Annotated in this window: 13 protein-coding genes and 1 other RNA gene; 3 read left to right on the forward strand and 11 right to left on the reverse strand. The window is 68.0% G+C overall.

The window, feature by feature from the left end; translation table 11 throughout:
* Positions 1 to 158 precede the first annotated feature (158 nt).
* From A3OK_RS0113900 to rnpB, 10 genes are all read right to left on the reverse strand, one after another.
* The gene (locus A3OK_RS0113900; protein WP_051093015.1) at positions 159 to 1,427 is read right to left on the reverse strand and encodes an O-antigen ligase family protein; all 1,269 of its coding nucleotides are present in this window, start codon (positions 1,425 to 1,427) and stop codon (positions 159 to 161) included.
* A gap of 106 nt (positions 1,428 to 1,533) precedes the next feature.
* Positions 1,534 to 2,889, reverse strand: coding sequence for a UDP-N-acetylmuramoyl-L-alanine--D-glutamate ligase (gene murD, locus A3OK_RS0113905; RefSeq protein ID WP_019905494.1), 1,356 nt, complete (start codon positions 2,887 to 2,889; stop codon positions 1,534 to 1,536).
* 134 nt (positions 2,890 to 3,023) lie between these two features.
* Positions 3,024 to 4,106 (reverse strand): phospho-N-acetylmuramoyl-pentapeptide-transferase, encoded by a 1,083-nt coding sequence (gene mraY, locus A3OK_RS0113910; RefSeq protein WP_019905495.1) that lies wholly within the window; start codon positions 4,104 to 4,106, stop codon positions 3,024 to 3,026.
* A 129-nt stretch (positions 4,107 to 4,235) separates the two neighbouring features.
* Positions 4,236 to 5,696: a UDP-N-acetylmuramoylalanyl-D-glutamyl-2,6-diaminopimelate--D-alanyl-D-alanine ligase gene (locus A3OK_RS0113915; protein WP_019905496.1), complete on the reverse strand. Its 1,461-nt coding sequence runs from the start codon at positions 5,694 to 5,696 to the stop codon at positions 4,236 to 4,238.
* A gap of 97 nt (positions 5,697 to 5,793) precedes the next feature.
* A complete protein-coding gene (locus A3OK_RS0113920) occupies positions 5,794 to 7,263 on the reverse strand; it encodes a UDP-N-acetylmuramoyl-L-alanyl-D-glutamate--2,6-diaminopimelate ligase (RefSeq protein ID WP_019905497.1) in 1,470 nt (489 codons plus the stop codon).
* Positions 7,260 to 9,092 (reverse strand): penicillin-binding protein 2, encoded by a 1,833-nt coding sequence (locus A3OK_RS0113925; RefSeq protein WP_019905498.1) that lies wholly within the window; start codon positions 9,090 to 9,092, stop codon positions 7,260 to 7,262. The genes A3OK_RS0113920 and A3OK_RS0113925 overlap by 4 nt, the downstream gene beginning before the upstream one ends.
* Before the next feature lie 4 nt (positions 9,093 to 9,096).
* Entirely contained in the window at positions 9,097 to 9,597 is a 501-nt protein-coding gene (locus tag A3OK_RS0113930) for a hypothetical protein (protein ID WP_019905499.1), read from the reverse strand.
* A complete protein-coding gene (gene rsmH / locus A3OK_RS0113935; protein ID WP_019905500.1) occupies positions 9,594 to 10,661 on the reverse strand; it encodes a 16S rRNA (cytosine(1402)-N(4))-methyltransferase RsmH in 1,068 nt (355 codons plus the stop codon). The genes A3OK_RS0113930 and rsmH overlap by 4 nt, the downstream gene beginning before the upstream one ends.
* 403 nt (positions 10,662 to 11,064) lie before the next feature.
* Entirely contained in the window at positions 11,065 to 12,057 is a 993-nt protein-coding gene (pip, locus tag A3OK_RS0113940; protein ID WP_019905501.1) for a prolyl aminopeptidase, read from the reverse strand.
* A 117-nt stretch (positions 12,058 to 12,174) separates the two neighbouring features.
* Positions 12,175 to 12,584: RNase P RNA component class A (gene rnpB, locus A3OK_RS23400), an RNA gene on the reverse strand.
* 170 nt (positions 12,585 to 12,754) lie between these two features.
* Between rnpB and A3OK_RS24345 the strand changes: the two genes are divergently transcribed.
* A complete protein-coding gene (locus A3OK_RS24345) occupies positions 12,755 to 12,931 on the forward strand; it encodes a hypothetical protein (RefSeq protein WP_196805439.1) in 177 nt (58 codons plus the stop codon).
* 91 nt (positions 12,932 to 13,022) lie between these two features.
* Here the strand turns inward: A3OK_RS24345 and A3OK_RS0113950 are convergent, their stop codons facing one another.
* On the reverse strand, positions 13,023 to 13,463 hold the full coding sequence (locus A3OK_RS0113950) for a VOC family protein (RefSeq protein WP_019905503.1): 441 nt from the start codon (positions 13,461 to 13,463) through the stop codon (positions 13,023 to 13,025).
* 168 nt (positions 13,464 to 13,631) lie between these two features.
* Between A3OK_RS0113950 and pepN the strand changes: the two genes are divergently transcribed.
* Entirely contained in the window at positions 13,632 to 16,274 is a 2,643-nt protein-coding gene (gene pepN, locus A3OK_RS0113955; RefSeq protein ID WP_019905504.1) for an aminopeptidase N, read from the forward strand.
* Positions 16,275 to 16,466: 192 nt separating this feature from the next.
* Positions 16,467 to 18,872: an ATP-binding protein gene (locus A3OK_RS0113960; protein WP_019905505.1), complete on the forward strand. Its 2,406-nt coding sequence runs from the start codon at positions 16,467 to 16,469 to the stop codon at positions 18,870 to 18,872.
* Position 18,873 lies beyond the last annotated feature (1 nt).

Below are 18,873 nucleotides of genomic sequence, written 5' to 3' on the forward strand. Positions count from 1 at the left end.
CAGGGTCGATAGCCTTGCAGGGCATCAGCAATGTCGGCCGTCAGGATAACATCCGATTTATCGGAGCGGTTTTTGCCGGGGCGTTCAACCTTGGGTCTCCCGACCGGGTCCACTCCGTCGTTGGGTGAGGCTTCGCCGACACGGTGAAGACGGCCAGACTAGTGGCGGTCGAGGCGCCATTGGCTCGTCGCCCAGCGCAGGCGCGCCGCTTCGAGCCCCCAGACGATGCCGAGCATCATGTAGACGTGGCGCCATTTCTCGATGTCGATCTGGACCGCCTGAAGGAAGAACATCAGCAATGCGGGCCAGACGATCTGGGCATGGCGCTGGAACGGTGACGGGTAGAACATCAGCCGGAACCCGACGAAGGTCGTGGCCAGGACGAGGCCGATGAAGGTGATGCCACCGACCCAGCCGCCATTGGCGAAACTGCCGATGTAGGAGTTGTGGGGCTCCAGCCCGTAGGTCCTCCGCCAGCGCAGCGGCCCCATTCCCATCGGCTCCTCCGTGAGTTGGGCGAGACCCCGGAGCTGGTTTCCGAACCTCCCGGTTTCACCCTCGTCATAATCCTGGGTCACCGAGGCGCGCTGCGTGAACGTCTCACCGATATTGCCGATGGAGAGCACGCCCCCGATCGCCATGGCGCCGCCGAGGCCGGCAACGAGGCTCAGGGCCACGATGCGCCGGCGCAGGTGCCGCGAGGCGCTCGTCCTGTAGATCGCCGAGACCATGACGACGATGGCGACGAGCGAACCGCCCCACGAGCCCCGGGAGAAGGACAGCAGGATTCCGACGAGTAGGAACAGCAGCGCCAGGAAGGCGAGCAGGGGCCGGCGCGACGTTCCGAGCAGGAGGCCGTGCAGGAGATACAGGACACCGAGGGTCAGGAACGAGCCGAAGACGTTCGGGTCCTGGAAGCTTCCCGCCGCGCGGCCCCAGCGGGCGAAAAGCTCGTCCGAACCGGAGAGCCCGGCATAACCGACGATGCCGAGGGTGGCGCTGAAGAGGCAGCTCGCGAGATAGGCCTTGAGGGCGATCTCGACCCGCTCCTGCGAACGGTCGGCATAGAGCATCGAGAAGAAGATGGCGGTGATGGCGAGGTAGGCGAGCTGGATCGTCCAGGCCACCGGGTCCGGCTCACCGAGATACGGCATCAGGGCGACTACGATCGTCCCGACATAGAGAACGAGCAGAATGGCCAGGGGCAGCGCGCCGCGATGGAGCCGGATGCCGAGGCAGAGCCAGAGCAGGATCGTCGGAATCGCGATGATGTCGTAGGGCGAGGCGGCGCTGAAGGCGAAACAGGCGAAGAAGATGAACGCCGCATGCAGCAGGCTCGCGAAACCGCGAAGGACATCGACGACCTGGACGTTGGACCAGGCCCCGGCGCGCCAGCGCGATCCGGGTCCCGCGGTGATGGAATTCATGCGCGCCGCGCCATTCCCCGAAGGAAGGCGGCCGACGGACCACCTCGACATTCAGCAAAGCGCGGGAAGTGTTGAGATTTCGCGAAGTCCTCGGGAAGGATTCGTCTCACACCAACGCGTGCACCAACGTCCGGAACTGGTCGCCGCGATCCTCGAAGCTCCTGAACTGGTCGTAGGAGGCGCAGGCCGGCGAAAGCAGCACCACCGGCTCGGGCGCCTCCGACAGGCCCGCCGCCTCCGCCGCGCGCCGCGTCGCGACTTCGAGGGTGACGCAGCGGGTATAGGCCACCCTGCCCTCCAGCGTCGCGGCGAAGGCGTCGCTCGCCGCGCCGATCAGATAGGCATGGGCGACGCGGCCGAATAGCGGCTCCAGCATCTCGATCCCGCCCTCCTTCGGCTTGCCGCCGAGGATCCAATGGACGTCGTGGAAGGCCGTGAGCGCCTTCTCGGTGGAATCGGCGTTGGTCGCCTTGGAATCGTTGACGAACAGCACCCGCCCGCGCCGGCCGACCTCCTCCATCCGGTGCGGTAGGCCGGGGAAACTGTGAAGCGCCGCATCGATCTGCCCATCGGCGACGGCGAGGGCCTGGGCGACAGCGATGGCGACAGCCGCATTCTGCCAGTTATGCGCGCCGCGCAGCGAACCGATGCCGGAGACATCGGCGATGATCTCGCCGGAGCGGCCCCTCACGCTCGCGTCGCGGACGGTGAGCCCATCCACATCCTGCCTCGCGACACCGACCCGCACGAGCGGGCCGGAATGCCGGTCGGCGACGGCGCGGCTCGGCAGGTCGTCGACCCCGACCACGGCGAGGGACGAGCCGACGATGAGACGTTCCTTGATCGCGGCGTAGTTCTCCATCGTCCCATGCCGGTCGAGATGGTCCGGCGTGATGTTGAGAAGCACGCCGATGCTGGGCGCCAGCGACGGCGTCAGGTCGATCTGGAACGAGGACAGTTCGATCACGTGGACCCGGTCGTCGGCGGGGGGCGCCAGCGACAGGATCGCCGTGCCGATATTGCCGCCCATCTGCACGTCGCGGCCGGCCTCGCGCAGGATATGGGCGATCAATGCGGTGGTGGTGGACTTGCCATTGGTGCCGGTGATGGCGACGAAGGGCGCATCGGGAGCGATCCTGGCCCTTTCGCGGCAGAACAGTTCCACGTCGCCGATGATCTCGATCCCGGCGGATTTGGCGAGATCGACGGTCCAGTGCGGCACGGGGTGGGTGAGCGGCACGCCGGGCGCCAGGATCAGGGCCGACAAGCCGGACCAGTCGGCGCTGCGCAGATCCGAGACGGTGACGCCCTGCTCCCGTGCCCTGGCCTGGCTCTCGGGGCTGTCGTCCCAGGCGAGCACGTCGGCGCCGCCCGCGCACAGCGCATGGACGGTGGCGAGACCGGAGCCGCCGAGGCCGAACAGGGCGACCTTGCGGCCTGAGAAGGTGGTGACGGGGGTCATGCGCGGTCTCGGACGCCTTGAGTTTCGGGCCTGCCCCTACCCTCTACCCCATCCGTCCCGCGACCTCATCCCGACGCATCCGCTTCGCCGATGCAGCTCAGGATGAGCGGGAGAGTTGGGGAGATGGCGAGCGGTCAGCGCAGCTTCAGCGTCGCAAGGCCGGCCAGCGCGAGGATCACGGCGATGATCCAGAACCGGATCACGACCTGCGGCTCCTTCCAGCCCTTCTGTTCGAAATGGTGGTGGATCGGCGCCATGCGGAAGACGCGCTTGCCGGTGAGCTTGAACGAGGCGACCTGGATGATCACGGACATGATCTCCAGCACGAACAGGCCGCCGACGATGGAGAGCACGATCTCGTGCTTGGTGGCGACCGCCACGGTGCCGAGAAGGCCGCCGAGCGCCAGCGAGCCGGTATCGCCCATGAAGATCTGCGCCGGGGGCGCGTTGAACCACAGGAAGCCGAGGCCGGCCCCGATGACCGCGCCGCAGACGACGGCGAGTTCGCCGGTATCGCGGACGTAGTTCACCTGCAGGTAGCCGGCGGTGAAGACGTTGCCGACGAGGTAGGCGATGACGCCGAAGGTGCCGCAGGCGATCATCACCGGCACGATGGCGAGGCCGTCGAGCCCGTCGGTGATGTTCACGGCATTGCCCGCGCCGACGATGACGAAGCCGGCGAACAGCACGTAGAACCAGCCGAGATTCAGGAGCGCGTCCTTGAAGACCGGGAAGGCGAGCTGGTTCTGCAGGGCGGGCGCCGAATAGATCGAGATCAGCAGGCAGGCCGCGATCGCGATGGCGGCTTCGAGCAGCAGCCGGAACTTGCCCGAGAAGCCCTTATGCGACTGCTTCGTCACCTTCAGGTAATCGTCGTAGAAGCCGATGGCGCCGAAGCCCAGGGTCACGGCGAGCGTCACCCAGACGTAGTGATTGCGCGGGTTGGCCCAGAGCAGGATCGCCACGATGGCGCCGGCCAGGATCATCAGGCCGCCCATGGTCGGCGTGCCGCGCTTGGTCAGGTGGGTCTGCGGGCCGTCCTCGCGGATCGGCTGGCCCTTGCCCTGGCGCAGGCGCAGCAGCGAGATGATCAGCGGCCCGAACCAGAACACGAACAGGCCTGCCGTGAACAGCGCGCCCCCGGTGCGGAAGGTGATGTAGCGAAAGACGTTGAGGGGCGTGAGCGTGCCGCTCAGGTCCGACAGGAGATACAGCATCCAGCACCCGGCCGCGGTTTAGCTGACGATGGACATTTCGGGGTTGGAGGAGGCCGCGCGCCTTTCCATCCCCGCCGCGTCGCCCGGCTTGCGGGCGCTTCCGGCCTGAGCCGGAACTGACACGGAGGTCTATTGGCGGATCGCGGCCTGCGCCGACTCGGCGCGGTCCACGGCGCCCGCGTAGCGGGCTTTGAGGGCTTCGACAATCCGACCCATGCGGATGCTGTTCGAGCCCTTGACCATCACGGCGTCTCCGGGACGCAGCGCGCCGAGGAGCGGATCGACGAGATCGGACGAGATGCCGGCCGAGACGCCACGCCGATTCATCGGCAGCGCCTCGAACAGGTGGCGCATCATCGGGCCGGCGGTGAAGACGAGATCGACCTTGGCCTCGTCCACGGCGGAAGCGAGCGCGCGATGGTGCTCCTCGGCGGCAGAGCCGAGCTCGAGCATGTCGCCGAGCACGGCGATGCGGCGCCCGCGCGGCCCGGTCTCGATCCCGGACAGGGTCGCCAAAGCGGCACGGACCGAGGCCGGGTTGGCGTTGTAGCTCTCGTCCACCAGGAAGGCCTCGCCGTCCTTGAGCTTCAAGGCCGTGCGCTCGCCGCGCCCCACGGGCGGCTTCAGCGCCGCCAGGGACAGGGCGGCCCGGGCCAGGTCGGCACCGAGGGCATGGACCACCGCCATGACACCGAGGGAGTTCATCGCCACGTGCCGGCCCGGCGTGCCGAGCTGGTAGGTGACGGGGATGCCCATCACCACCGCATCCACCACCGACAGGTCGGGCCGCATGACGATGCGAAGCGCCCGGACATCGGCCTCGGGATGCTCTCCGAACGTCACGACGCGGCCGGTCTTCGAGGCCAGCGCATGGGCGAGCAGACGCGGGTAGCTCGGATTGTCGCGGTTGATGATCGCCGTGCCGCCTGGGTTCAGCCCCGAGAAGATCTCGCCCTTGGCGTCGGCGATGGCCGAGAGCGAGGCGAAATGCTCGATATGCACCGGCTCGACGGTGGTGATCAGGGCGATATCGGGCCGGACCATGGCGGTGAGCGGCACGATCTCGCCCGGATGGTTCATGCCGATCTCGAACACGCCGTAGCGGCTGCCGGCGGGCATCCGCGCCAGGGTGAGCGGCACGCCCCAATGGTTGTTGTAGGAGGCGATGGAGGCGTGGGTCGTCCCCTGCGCCGAGAGAACGTGGAGCAGGGCCTCCTTGGTCCCGGTCTTGCCGACGGACCCGGTGACGGCGACGATGCCAGCTTGGCTGCGCGCCCGCGACGCTTCGCCGAGCGCGCGCATGGCATCGAGGATAGGGTCCTCGCCGGCCCCCGACACGGCGAGCACGCCGCCCGCCCCCGAAAACTCCTCGGCCCGTGCCGCATCGACCACCGCCGCACCCGCGCCGCGGGCAAGGGCATCGCGCACGAAGTCGTGGCCGTCCCGCGCCTCGCCGCGAATGGCGAAGAACAGGTCGCCCGGCTGGAGCGTCCGCGTATCAATGGAGGCGCCGGTGATCGGCTTGGGGTTGCCGAGCAGAGTGCCGCCGGTGGCGGCTTCCAGGGCCTCGGGGGTCCAGAGGGGGGTCATCGGGCGGACTCATGCATGGAGCGGCCGGGCGCGTACCCTCCCCCACAAAGGGGGAAGGTGAAACGCGCGGAAATCAGCGATTCTCTCTCGGTCGATCTCACGCACTCACCTCCGCGATCGCGGACCGGACCACGTCGTGATCCGAGAACGGGAGCACCTGTAGGCCGACGATCTGGCCGGTTTCATGACCCTTGCCGGCGACCACCAGCACGTCGCCGGGCTTTAGCCCGTGCACGGCATGGCGGATCGCCTCGGCCCGGTCGCCGATCTCGACGGCGCCGGGCGAGGCGGCGAGGATGGCGGCGCGGATCGAGGCCGGCTCCTCGCTGCGCGGGTTGTCGTCGGTGACGATGACGACGTCGGCCCTCTGCGCGGCGATGGCGCCCATGAGCGGGCGCTTGCCGGTGTCGCGGTCGCCGCCGCAGCCGAAGACGCAGACGAGGCGGCCGGAGGCGAAGGGGCGCAAGGCGATCAGCACGCTCTCCAGCGCCTCGGGCTTGTGGGCGTAATCCACCAGGCAAAGGGCGCCGTTGACCTCGCCGATCCGCTCCATGCGGCCGGGTACGCCGGTGAGATGGTCGAGGGTGGCGAGGATATCCACCATCCGGTCGAGGCCGATGGCGGCACCGACGAGGCCGGCGGCGAGCAGCGCGTTCTCGACCTGAAATCCGCCGACGAGGGGCAGGTCGACGCGATGGCTCGCGTCGTCGCCGGCGAGCCGGATCGTCAGGGCCTGCGAGAACCCCTCGGTGCGGGCATCGACGAGGCGGATCGTGTCGCCCTTCGCGCCCGTCGTCAGGACGCCGTGGCCGGCCGCGCTGGCGGCTTCGATGACCCGCTCGGCATAGGGGCCATCGGCATTGATCACCGCCGGGGCGCCTGCCGGCAGAAGCGTCGTGAACAGCCGCAGCTTGGCCGCGAGATACTCCTCAATGGTCGCGTGGTAATCGAGGTGGTCGCGGCCGAGATTGGTGAAGCCGGCGACATCGAGCCTGACGCCGTCGAGCCGGCGCTGCTCGATCCCGTGCGACGAGGCTTCCATGGCGAGATGGGTGATGCCGTCTTCGGCCAGCCGCGCCAGGGTCTCGTGCAGCGAGACCGGGTCGGGCGTGGTGAGCGAGCCGTATTCGGCGCCGCGATCGGTGACGATGCCGACGGTCCCGAGACTGGCCGAGGCGAAGGTCAGGCGCGAGAGAATCTGGCGGACGAAGTCGGCGACGGAACTCTTCCCGCTGGTCCCGGTCACCGCGATGACCGTCTCCGGCTGGCGCCCCGAGAACCGGGCGGCAGCCAGAGCGAGCGCCCGGCGCGCATCGGCGACGGCGATCCAGAGTGCGTCGGCGGGCAGATCGCGGGGACGCTCGCCCTCTCCAACGATGGCGGAAGCGCCATCCGCGAAGGCTTTGGCGGCGAACGCCTTGCCGTCGACCTTGGTCCCCGGCACCGCAACGAAGACGCCGCCGGGGATGACCCGGCGGCTGTCGGCGGTGACGCCGTGGACGATCCGGCCGGCGGCCGCTCCGGTCTCGGCCTCGGGCAACAGGCCGCCGAGCGTCGCGCCGCTCATCGGGCGTCGAGCATCGTCGCGTGATACGCGCCGAGCTTCACCATCAGGGGGAACGGCTTCACCGGCGGCTCGAATTGCGGCGGCAGGCCGATGATCGGAGCGACGCGTTCGATCACGCGGCCGGTGACGACGCCCGAGTTCCAGGCGGCGGTGGCGTAACCACCGGATTCCGGCAGGCCCTGTGGCTCGTCCATGATGGTGACGAAGAGGTATTTCGGCTTGTCCATGGGCGCGGCGGCCATGAAGGTCGTGAACAGGCGGTTCTTGACGTAGCGGCCGTGGATCACCTTCTCGGCCGTGCCGGTCTTGCCGCCGACATAGTAGAGCGGGATCGCCGCCTTCTTGGCCGAGCCCTCCACCGCGTTGAGGCGCATGATGAAGCGCATCGCCTCGCTGGTCTCCGGCTTGAGCACGCGGGTGGCCTTGGCCAGCGCCTCGGACTCGGTCGTCTTGAGGAAGGTCGGCACGATGAGGTTGCCGCCATTGGTGATGGCGCCCACCGCCGCCGCCGCCTGGAGCGGCGCGACCGCGAGACCGTGGCCGAAGGCGATGGTGATGGTGTTGATCTCGGTCCAGCGCGAGGGAACGATGGGCTCCGCGCTCTCGGGCAATTCCGTCCGCATGCGGTCGGTGAGCCCCATCTTCTTCAGGAAGGCCTTGTGGCCGGGCACGCCGATGCCGAGCGCCATCTTGGCCGAACCGATGTTGGAGGAGTGGGTGAACACCTCCGGCATGGTGATGGTGCGGTTGGTGCCGTGATATTCGTGGATCTTCTGCCGGCCCCAGGTGAGCACGCCGCCACGGGTGTCGAAGGTGGAGTTGACGTTGTACTTGCCGGAATCCAGCGCCATGGCGAGGGTCATAGCCTTGAAGGTCGAACCCATCTCGTAGACGCCGACATTCATCCGGTTGATGCGGTCGGGATTGTTCGCCTCGGCCGGGTTGTTGGGATCGAAATCCGGCAGCGAGGCGAGCGCGATCACCTCGCCCGTGGTCACGTCGAGGATCATTCCGGCCGCGGCCTTGGCCTTGAAGTGATCGATGCCCCAGGCGAGTTCGTCGCGAAGCGCGAACTGCGCCCGCAGGTCGATGGAGAGCTGGACGGGCTTGAGATCGGTGGACTTGGCCACGAAGCCGAGGCTGTTGAGGTCCTTCAGGCCCGTCGAATCGATGTACTTCTCGATGCCGGCGATGCCGACATTGTCGAGGTTGGTCACGCCGAGGATGTGTGCCGCCGCCGTGCCGTTCGGATAGACGCGCTTGTGGTCGGGCAGGAAGCCGATGCCGGGGATGCCGAGGCGGTGCACTTCGAGCTGCTGCTTCGGCGTGATCTCGCGCTTGACCCAGACGAAGCCCTTCTTCGTCGAGAGCTTGGCGCGCAGGTCGGTGGCGTTGAGCTCGGGCAGGACGGCGGTGAGGAGCTCCACCGCCTCGTCCTTGTCGTAGATGTTCTTCGGCTCGGCGAAGACCGAGACGGTGCGGATGTCGGTGGCGAGGATCTCGCCGTTGCGGTCGACGATGTCGGGGCGGATCGCGGTGGTCGCGGCGGCGGCGACGCGGTTGTCGCCGTTATCGGCCTGCGGGAAGGCCGCCATCGCCACGAGGCGTCCGGCGATGGTGAGGAAGACCAGCGCGAAGCCGAGGCCGACGAGACCGACGCGAGCGTAGGAGCGCTCGATCGCGAGGTGGAACATCACCCGCAGCAGGCCTCGGAGCGTGCGCGGCGGGCGCGGTGCCGCGACCGCCTCGGGGGCGGCGGCCTGCGGCTCGGCCTCGCCCGCATCCTGCGCGTCGAGGGGGGCGTGATCGTGAACGGTCTCGTCTGACACGGGACTACCTCGAAACCGTATTCGGCGTTCTGGTGGTTTGGACGGTGGTCGTCTTAGTCGTCGTCGTCGAAGCGGTCGTCGTGGGCTTCGCCATCGTCGCCGGCTTGGTGGTCGTCGTGCGCGGGGTGATCGACCCCGTCGTCCGGGGCTCGTCCGCATTCTTCGCGGACGACTTTTCCTTGGGCGTCGCGGTGGCGGCCAGCAGGCGGCCGATCTCGTCGCCCCGGTCGGGACGCACCGGCAGGTCGGCGAGACGGCCGAGATGGTTCACGCCGATCGGCTCGAGGGCGAGATGGCGTTCCACCGCCGCCTGAAGCCGGTCGGGACGGGTCAGGAGCTGCCACTCGGCACGCAGGACCGCGATGGCCTGCCGCTCCTTGTGGAGCTGGCTCTTGGCCTTCGAGACCTGACCGGCCTGATACAGCGTGTCGTACTTGATCGAGTAGGCGTAGATCGCCGATCCGATCAGGCCGAGGATGGCGACGACGTTCAGCAAACGGATCACCGCCGCACTCCACCGCTCTTCGAGACGAGGTGACCGCGCTGGTCCGGCAGTGCGGCAAGCGCTTCGATGGCGGCCAGCGGCGGCGCGACGGGCGCATGGGTGCGCTCGGCGGCCCGGAGCTTGGCCGACCGCGAGCGCGGATTGGCATGGACCTCGGAATCGGAGGCGGTCACCGGTCCCTTGGTCACCATGGCGAAGCTGCGCGGCGTCGGCGCGTCGGCGCTCGGCATGTGGCGCGACGCCTGGGCGGCCCGTCCGCTGCGTGCCGAGAAGAACTGCTTGACGATGCGGTCTTCGAGCGAATGGAAGGTGACCACCGCGAGGCGCCCGCCGGGACGCAGGATCCGCTCGGCGGCATGCAGGGCCTGGACGAGTTCGCCGAGTTCGTCGTTCACGGCGATGCGCAGGCCCTGGAAGGTCCGCGTCGCCGGATGGATGCCGCTGGCGGGATCCGCCCAGACGACGCTCGACACGATCTCGGCCAGGGCCGCCGTGGTCTCGATCCGACCTTTCCGCCTCGCTTCGATGATGGCGCGCGCCACCGCCCGCGAGCGGCGCTCCTCGCCGTAATGGAAGATGATGTCGGCGAGCGTCGCCTCCTCGGCGCCGTTGACGAGATCGGCGGCGCTTTGGCCGGCGCGCTCCATGCGCATGTCGAGGGGGCCGTCGTTGCGGAAGGAGAAGCCGCGATCGGCCTGGTCGATCTGCATCGAGGAGACGCCGATATCGAGGACCACGGCATCGGCCGATTCGGCGCCCTGATCGCGCACGAGGGTATCGAGAGTGCCGAAGCGGCCGGAGACCAGGGTCAGGCGACCCTCGGACGCGGCCACGAGGCTCGCACCGCCGGCGATGGCGTTGGGATCGCGGTCGATGGCGAGCACGTGCAGGCCGGGTTCGGCCCGCAGCATCGCGCTCGTATAGCCACCCGCACCGAAGGTTCCGTCGACGGCCAGGGACGCATCGCCGAGCGCCAGGGATTCCACGACCTCCGCCAGGAGAACGGGGATGTGGGGCGCTGCCTCGGGCGAAGCGCCGGGAACGTCGCGACCGCGGATCGTCATGCCGAGACCCGATCGACGGCCCGGAACGGGGCGGGCCGAAGCCACGCGGATCTGGGAGAAGCGAATCTCGGACGCCGGGCGGCGACGGGAAAATGGATGTGGCGCATGCGTCCCTGCGGCGGGCATCGACCGCTCCGAGGCGGCCGGAAGAGACGGAACGGCAAGGCAGGAAGAGACGTCGCGGACGCGGCCCGCTCTCGGCCCCCGGCGATCGCGCAGCGCGTCCGCCGTTCCCAAAATCGCCGCTGACGAAGTGATTCCGGGTAACATGAGCCTCTGAGCACCGTCAACGCGAGGACCCGGATGGGAGCCGCCGACAGCGATCAGACCTCAGCAAGGTTAACCGACGGTAAGTTTTCACTCGTAATCTGTGCGCTGAAGCAGGGTCAGTCAAAGGTTCCGCCTACATCGCCGGGGAGCGCCGAGCCCCCGACCGATCCGCATGGTGATCGAGAGCGAGACGCATGTGTTCCATGCAGACCGGCCCGCCATGCCCTTCGGACTCGACGATGGAAAGACGGCTCGCCGGCCAATTCCGATGAAGTCGCCACGCGGTCACGGCGGGCCCGCTGATATCGTGCCGCCCATGGATGAGGTGGACGGGGATATGGACGATCGATGGGATCCGCCGGAGAATGATATCCGCGCCGGACAGGAACGCATCCTGCGCCCAGTAATGGGCCACGAGAGTCGCGAAATTCAGACTTTCGTCCGAATGCCCGGAGGGAATCGCTGCGTCGGCGATCGCAGAGCGAAGAGGATCGAGCGAAACGTGTACCGTCTCCCAGGTATTCCAGGCTCGCGAAGCACGGAGGCGATCCTCGCGCACGTCGTATCGCAGTCGACGCGCGTAGGCTTCGACGATCCGTTCTCCGGCCTCCGCTTCGGCGCTCCGCGCGAAAGCGTCCCAAGCCTCCGGAAAGACGCAGCCCACGCCTTCGGTGATCCAATCCACCTCCCTGCGGCTGGTGGTCGTCACCGCCACGAGGATCAGGGCCGAAACCCTTCCGGAATGAGCCTGGGCATAGGCCAAAGCCAGAGTGGTTCCCCACGAGACGCCCGTGACCACCCACGTCTCGATCCCGAGATGCCGTCTGATCGCTTCGATATCGACGATCAGCGCCTGCGTGGTGTTCGACCCCAGCGTATCGAGCGCTTCGCAGGCGCGCGGGCGACTCCGGCCACAACCGCGCTGGTCGATTCCGACGATCAGATAACGCTCAGGGTCGAAATGGCGTCGATAGCCGCCAGGACCCAGGCCGCTTCCCGGTCCTCCGTGGAGGTAGAGCGCTGGCGTACCGTGCGGATTGCCCGATGTTTCCCAGTAGATGTCCTGGCCGTCCGCGGTCGCCAACAGGCCACAATCGAAGGGCTCGATCGCCGGGTATGATGGCATTCGAAACTCCCCTGGACCGCGCCTGTCTCCGGTCGGAGGTATCACACCCGTTCGGTTCGGAACCCCAACGTCTTCGCGCCATCGCATGGGCGACGCGAGACAGGTTCGGACAAGGAGCGGATCAGCCGGCCTTTAAGCCGGGTTCTGTAGGGCCCGGGAGCGAACTCCCGGACGTGGCGGCCATTCCTCTGGGACGATCGTTACCGAACGCCTCGAGCAACCAACCCGGGCGACGAGCCTGGAGAGAGGGCCTGCCCCTGCCCTTTCGGGAAGAAGCGTGTCGCCCCTATTCGGTTTTGCTCCCGGTGGGGTTTGCCGTGCCGTCCGCGTTGCCGCGTCCGCGGTGCGCTCTTACCGCACCCTTTCACCCTTACCCCGATGAGGTCCGAAGACCTCGCGCGGGGCGGTCTGCTCTCTGTGGCACTGTCCCTGGGGTCGCCCCCGCCGGACGTTATCCGGCACCGTCTCTCCATGGAGCCCGGACTTTCCTCCCCGGTTCTCACCGGAGCGGCCGCCCGGCCGACTGATCCGGTGCGGATGTGCGCCGCCATCGGGCGGAAGGTCAAGGAGCGCCATGCCCATCGAGGCGCCACGCCGTGATTTTGTTCATCGGCTTGTTCGGCCCTCCGGGCGGCCCTAGCTCCCCGGAGGGAGGTCGCGCCCGAAAGGCCGCCTCCGCCAACGTGAGGAGATGACCATGGCCATCACGGATTTTGCCTGGACGCTCGAGAACGTTCAGGAACTCCGGACGCTGGCGCGCGAGCGCGTGCCGGTCTCCATCATCAGCCTGAAGCTCAAACGGCCGATCGACATCGTCTCGGCCAAGCTCGCCGAACTCGGCATCACGCCGGTCAGCGACGTCGGCGGCGAGTAGGCCGCCGCGGAATCGGCCGCCCAGCGAGGAGCCCTCGCAGGCGGATATCGAGCGGGGCGCGCGATGCCGCGCCCCGCATCGTCGGGCGGACCTACCAGGAGCCGGTATTCTCCATGGAAGCCCAGGGCTCCTGCGGCGGCTTCGCCTCGCCCTTCTGCAGGATCTCGATGGAAATGCCGTCGGGCGACTTCACGAAGGCCATGTAGCCGTCGCGCGGCGGCCGGTTGATGGTCACGCCCTTGTCCTGAAGCCGCGCGCAGAACGCGTAGATATCGTCCACCTGATAGGCGAGATGGCCGAAATTGCGCCCGCCCGAATAGGTCTCCGGGTCCCAGTTGTAGGTCAGCTCGATCTGGGGCGCCTTGGTCTCCTTGGCGGTGTCGTAATCGCCGGGTGCGGCGAGGAAGACCAGGGTGAAACGACCCTTCTCGTTGTCGATCCGGCGCGTCTCCTGCAGGCCGAACGTGTCGACGTAGAAGGCGAGCGCCTTGTCCAGATCCGCCACGCGGACCATCGTGTGAAGGTATTCCATGGTTGTTCCGTTCTCCGGTTGATGCCGCCTATGTGGCCCGGCTATGCCGGGCGTCAACGCCGCGAGGCCTTCCACGCCGTCGAACCGCTCCGCTTCTGAAGGCGCAAAGCCGAGCGGTCCGGGAATGCGGGGCCGCCCTCCTCCTCCTCACCGATCGGGACAGACCGCATGCGCACCGAAACCCCGATCCTGATCCGTCTCGAGGATTACCGGCCGAGCGACTACCTCATCGACACGGTGGAGCTCGACATGCGCCTCCACCCCCGCGAGACGCGGGTCGTCGCCACCCTGGCTTTGCGCCCCAACCCGGCGGGACGCCCGAACGCTCCCCTGGTGCTCGATGGCGACGACCTCGTGCTGGTGGGGCTCACCCTCGACGGCACGGTCCTCGACGAGGCGGCCTATTCCGCGAGCGCATCGGCGCTGACGCTGCACGCGCCCCCGCAAGCCCCCTTCACGCTGACGATCGAGACCCGGATCGACCCCACCGCCAACACCAAGCTCATGGGCTTGTACCGGTCGAGCGGCGTCTACTGCACCCAGTGCGAGGCGGACGGCTTCCGCCGGATCACCTACTTCCTCGACCGGCCCGATGTGATGGCGGTCTACACGACCCGGATCGAGGCCGACGCGGCCGAGGCGCCGGTCCTTCTCGGCAACGGCAACCTGAGAGAATCCGGCCCCGCCGGCCCCGGCCGTCACTACGCGGTCTGGGACGACCCCCACCCGAAGCCCGCTTATCTCTTCGCCCTGGTCGGCGGACGGCTCGACCGGGTCTCGCGCGACTTCACCACCGTGGACGGCCGCGCCGTCACCCTCGCCGTCTACGTGGAGCCGGGCAAGGCGGACCGGGCGGGCTATGCCCTCGACGCCATCGCCCGCTCGATGACCTGGGACGAGGAGGCGTTCGGCCGCGCCTACGACCTCGACGTCTTCAACGTCGTGGCGGTGTCCGACTTCAACATGGGCGCCATGGAGAACAAGGGCCTCAACATCTTCAACGACAAGTACGTCCTCGCCTCGCCCGAAACCGCCACCGACGCGGATTACGCGGCCGTCGAGAGGATCATCGCCCACGAGTATTTTCACAACTGGTCGGGCAACCGCGTCACCTGCCGCGACTGGTTCCAGCTCTGCCTGAAGGAAGGCCTCACGGTCTTCCGCGACCAGGAATTCTCCTCCGACATGCGCTCGCGCGCGGTCCATCGCATCGGCGAGGTCAGGACGCTCCGCGCCCGCCAGTTTCCGGAGGATGCCGGGCCGCTGGCCCATCCGGTGCGGCCTAAGGTCTATGCCGAGATCAACAACTTCTACACGGCCACCGTCTACGAGAAGGGCGCGGAGATCGTGCGGATGCTGCGCACGCTGATCGGCCCGGCGGCCTTCCGTGCCGGCATGGACCGCTATTTCTCCGACAATGACGGGCGCGCGGCGACGGTGGAGGATTTCCTCGCCGCCTTCGCGACCGAGACCGGCCGCGACCTCTCGGCCCTGGCGCAATGGTACGAGCGGCCGGGGACGACGGTCATCGGGGTCGAGGGGCATTACGATTCCTCGGCGCGGACCTACCGCCTGTGCTTCCGCCAGCGCCTGCCGGGCGCGGAGGACGGCCCTCCCCTCGCCGTCCCGATCGCCCTCGGCCTCGTCGGCGAGGACGGCCCCATCGCCGCGTCCTGCGAGCGCGTGGTCGAAGGCGTCTTCGTGCTCGATCGGCCTTCGGACGAGATCGTCTTCACCGACGTCGACGCGCGACCGGTCCCGTCGCTGTTCCGGGGATTCTCCGCCCCGGTGCGGATCGAGATGGCCTCGAGCGATGCCGAACGCCTGACGCTGCTGGCGCACGACACCGACGCCTTCACGCGCTGGCAGGCCGGCCAGAGCATCGCCATGCGCCTGATCGTCGAGCGGACGAAGGCGGAGGCCCCATCGGCGGATGGCACGGGGCCGGATGCCGAGGCCTTCATCGCGGCCCTGTCCACTTTCCTCGATGCCGAAGCTCTGAGCGACCCGGCCTTCGCCGCCCTCGTCCTCGGATTGCCGAGCGAAGGCGACGTCGCCAACGAGATCGGCCGCAATATCGACCCCGATGCGATCCACTCGGCGAGGCGAACCCTGCGGCGCCAGGTCGGGCGGGGGCTCGGATCGCGCCTGGAGGCCCTTCACACGGCCATGGCCGACGGGCCGGACGCGGCATTCAGCCCCGACGCGGCCTCCGCCGGCCGCCGCGCCCTGCGCAACGCTGCCCTCGACCTGATCGCGGCGGCGGATGAAGGGCGAGGCGCCGAACTCGCGGCCGCTCAATTCACCGATTCCACCAACATGACCGACCGCCTCGCCGCCCTCTCGGCCCTGGCCGCGATCCCGGGCGAAGCGAGGGAGGACGCGCTCCATGCCTTCGGCACCCGCTATGCGGCCGAACCGCTCGTCCTCGACAAGTGGTTCGCCATCCAGGCGCTGATCCCCGAGGAGGGCACGATCTCGCGCGTCGGCAGGCTTCAGGATCACCCGGCCTTCGCGATGACCAACCCGAACCGGGTGCGTGCCCTCATCGGCACGTTCGGCATGGCGAACCCGACTCAGTTCGCCCGACCCGACGGCGCGGGTTTCAGGCTGATGGCGGACGCGGTTCGGATGATCGACGGAACGAATCCGCAGCTCGCCGCGCGGCTTCTCACCGCCTTCGGTTCATGGCGGATGCTGGAACCCGGGCGGCAGGCGCAAGCCAAAGCCACGCTTGGCGAAATTGTATCCGCGCCGGGGCTTTCGCGCGATGTGGCCGACATCCTCGGACGGACTCTCGGAACCGGCTAACCTACTGCCAGGGATGGATAAATTGAATCCACCGATTCTCTCGATTCGGTTGCCACACTGAGCCGAGAGTCAAGGATATGGTTAAGAATTCCGTGGACAAGTTACCTGTGGAAATGCTGAACTGAATACGATTCGAAGCGTGACTCACCAACACGTTTCCAAGCGACTCACCGGCAGCTGCGGAGACTTGTCATGCTGGAGGCGGATTCCGCTTCCCTCTCCGCACGTGCGGACACGATCCTCGGTATTCACCGCCCTCAAACCGCGGCTCATGCCCGCTTCGTCCGTGCCGAGATCTGGCTCCGCTATGCGGTGCCCGCCTTCCTGGCGACCTTCCTCGTCTGCCTCGCGGCCGGCGCAGCGCTCCAGCTGCGCAGCGAGCGCAACGAGATCCTGCGCGACACCGTCACCGAGATCGAGACCTTCACGCGGCTCGTCACGGCAGCTCTGTCGGATGTCGAGTCGACCTCGCCCGCCATTCGCTCGCGCCTGGAGATGCTGCTTCCCGTCTCAATGATGCCGGCCGGACGGCAGATCCTCGTCACCTCCGCCTCCGAGGCCATTCTCGGCGCCCATCCGGCACTGACGGATTCGAGTGGAACCCTGACGGACCGGATCGGCGAGATGCAGGCTCTCAGCACGCTCGGCGAACGCGCCGGCGTGATGGCCCTGACCCTCGCCAACGGCGAGCCCGCCTTCTCGGCCCTGCGGACGCTTCCCCAGGGGCGCGGTCAGATCGCGGTGATCCAGCCCATCGGTCCTGTTCTGGACGCCTGGACCACGCGGATGCGGAACCAGGCGGTGCTTTACGCCGCCGCCGCCCTCGTCATCATCGGCATCGGCATCGCCTACGCCCTTCAGACCCAGCGCGCCTATGCGGTGGACAGGCTCTGCGAGCAGATCAAGCAGCGGCTCGACACGGCGCTCGGCCGCGGTCGCTGCGGATTGTGGGACTGGGATATCCCCCGCGGACGGATCTACTGGTCGGATTCGATGTACGCGCTGCTCGGCTATCGCCGCGAGCGGGAGTTCCTGTCCTTCGGCGACGTCAACGCCCTGGTCCACCCCGACGACGGCGACCTCTACGCCCTGGCCCGCCAACTGGCCGCGAGCCAATCCACCGTCGATCACGAGTTCCGCATGCGCGGCGCCAATGGCGGCTGGATCTGGCTGCGCACCCGCGCCGAGATCGTGCCCGACCAGATCGACGGCGGCCGCCACCTCGTCGGCATCGCCCTCGACGTCACCGAACAACGCCAACTCGCCGAATCCAACGCCACCGCCGACATGCGCCTGCGCGACGCGGTGGAAGCGATCTCGGAAGCCTTCGTCCTGTGGGACACGAGCAACCGTCTCGTCCTGTGCAATTCGAAGTTCCGCCACCTCCACGCGCTGAGCCCCGACGACGCGACGCCGGGCAAGCGCTACCACGAGATCATGGGCCGTGGCGTCCTGCCTCCGGTCCGCCGCGAGTTGCGCGAGATCGAGGCCTCGTCGGCCACGGCACGAACCTTCGAAGCCGAGCTCACCGATGGCCGCTGGCTCCAGATCAGCGAGCGGCGGACCAAGGATGGCGGTTACGTCTCGGTGGGCACCGACATCACCAACCTCAAGCGCCAGCAGGAGCAGCTCGTCGCCTCGGAGCGCGAGCTGATCGAAACGGTCAAGGATCTCAAGCGCTCGCGCCGGACCCTGGAACTGCAGACCCAGCAGCTCGCGGATCTCGCCGAGCGCTACCTCGACCAGAAGGCCCAGGCCGAGACCGCCAACCAGGCGAAATCGGAATTCCTCGCCACCATGAGCCACGAGCTGCGCACGCCGCTCAACGCCATCATGGGCTTCGCCGAACTGATGGAGAGCGGGGTCTACGGCGCCCTCGGTTCCTCGCGCTACACCGAATATTGCCGTGATATCCGCACCAGCGGCGACTACCTGCTCTCGGTCATCGACGACATCCTCGACATGTCGCGCATCGAATCACACAGCGTTCGCCTCGCTCTCCGGGAGATTCCCCTCGACGGCGCGATCCAGGGGGCGCTCAAGCTTGTGACGGAGGCGGCCCGCGCGAAGTCGCTGACCATCGACGTCGACACGGTGGCCGACCTCACCCTGCTGGCCGATGGGCGAGCCCTGCACCAGATCCTGCTGAACCTGCTTCAGAATGCGGTGAAGTTCACGCCGGGCGGGGATGGACGCATCGTTGTCAAGGCGCGTCCGTCGGGCGATCAGGTCCATATCTTCATCGAGGATACCGGGATCGGCATTCCGAAGGCGGCTTTGCGCCGCCTCGGCTCGCCGTTCCAGCAGGTGGAGACCAACCTGACCCGGACCCACAAGGGCTCCGGCCTCGGTCTCGCCATCGCGCGCTCGATGGCGGAACTTCATGGCGGCGCACTCCGCATCCGCTCGGAGGAAGGCCTCGGCACCATCATCATGGTGCGCATGCCGATGCCGACGGCGGAACGGCGCCGCGAACTCGTCGCCGAGAATTCCGACGAGACCGTGGCCTCCCTGCGCGAAGCGTCGGGCGCGCATCCGCGCGGTGGCGCCGGCAAGGACGAGATGCAGCCGAGGGCTTTGACACCGGTGCCGGCCTGAC

Source organism: Methylobacterium sp. 77 (assembly GCF_000372825.1).
Classification (GTDB): Bacteria; Pseudomonadota; Alphaproteobacteria; order Rhizobiales; family Beijerinckiaceae; genus Methylobacterium.

What these genes read in the sequence shown, in the direction of transcription:
- A3OK_RS0113915 (WP_019905496.1), bottom strand. Translation starts at nt 5,696, where the DNA reads ATGACCCCCCTCTGGACCCCCGAGGCCCTGGAAGCCGCCACCGGCGGC.
- A3OK_RS0113950 (WP_019905503.1), bottom strand. Translation starts at nt 13,463, where the DNA reads ATGGAATACCTTCACACGATGGTCCGCGTGGCGGATCTGGACAAGGCG.
- A3OK_RS0113960 (WP_019905505.1), top strand. Translation starts at nt 16,467, where the DNA reads ATGCTGGAGGCGGATTCCGCTTCCCTCTCCGCACGTGCGGACACGATC.
- mraY (WP_019905495.1), bottom strand. Translation starts at nt 4,106, where the DNA reads ATGCTGTATCTCCTGTCGGACCTGAGCGGCACGCTCACGCCCCTCAAC.
- pepN (WP_019905504.1), top strand. Translation starts at nt 13,632, where the DNA reads ATGCGCACCGAAACCCCGATCCTGATCCGTCTCGAGGATTACCGGCCG.
- pip (WP_019905501.1), bottom strand. Translation starts at nt 12,057, where the DNA reads ATGCCATCATACCCGGCGATCGAGCCCTTCGATTGTGGCCTGTTGGCG.
- A3OK_RS0113900 (WP_051093015.1), bottom strand. Translation starts at nt 1,427, where the DNA reads ATGAATTCCATCACCGCGGGACCCGGATCGCGCTGGCGCGCCGGGGCC.
- A3OK_RS0113920 (WP_019905497.1), bottom strand. Translation starts at nt 7,263, where the DNA reads ATGAGCGGCGCGACGCTCGGCGGCCTGTTGCCCGAGGCCGAGACCGGA.
- rsmH (WP_019905500.1), bottom strand. Translation starts at nt 10,661, where the DNA reads ATGACGATCCGCGGTCGCGACGTTCCCGGCGCTTCGCCCGAGGCAGCG.
- murD (WP_019905494.1), bottom strand. Translation starts at nt 2,889, where the DNA reads ATGACCCCCGTCACCACCTTCTCAGGCCGCAAGGTCGCCCTGTTCGGC.
- A3OK_RS24345 (WP_196805439.1), top strand. Translation starts at nt 12,755, where the DNA reads ATGGCCATCACGGATTTTGCCTGGACGCTCGAGAACGTTCAGGAACTC.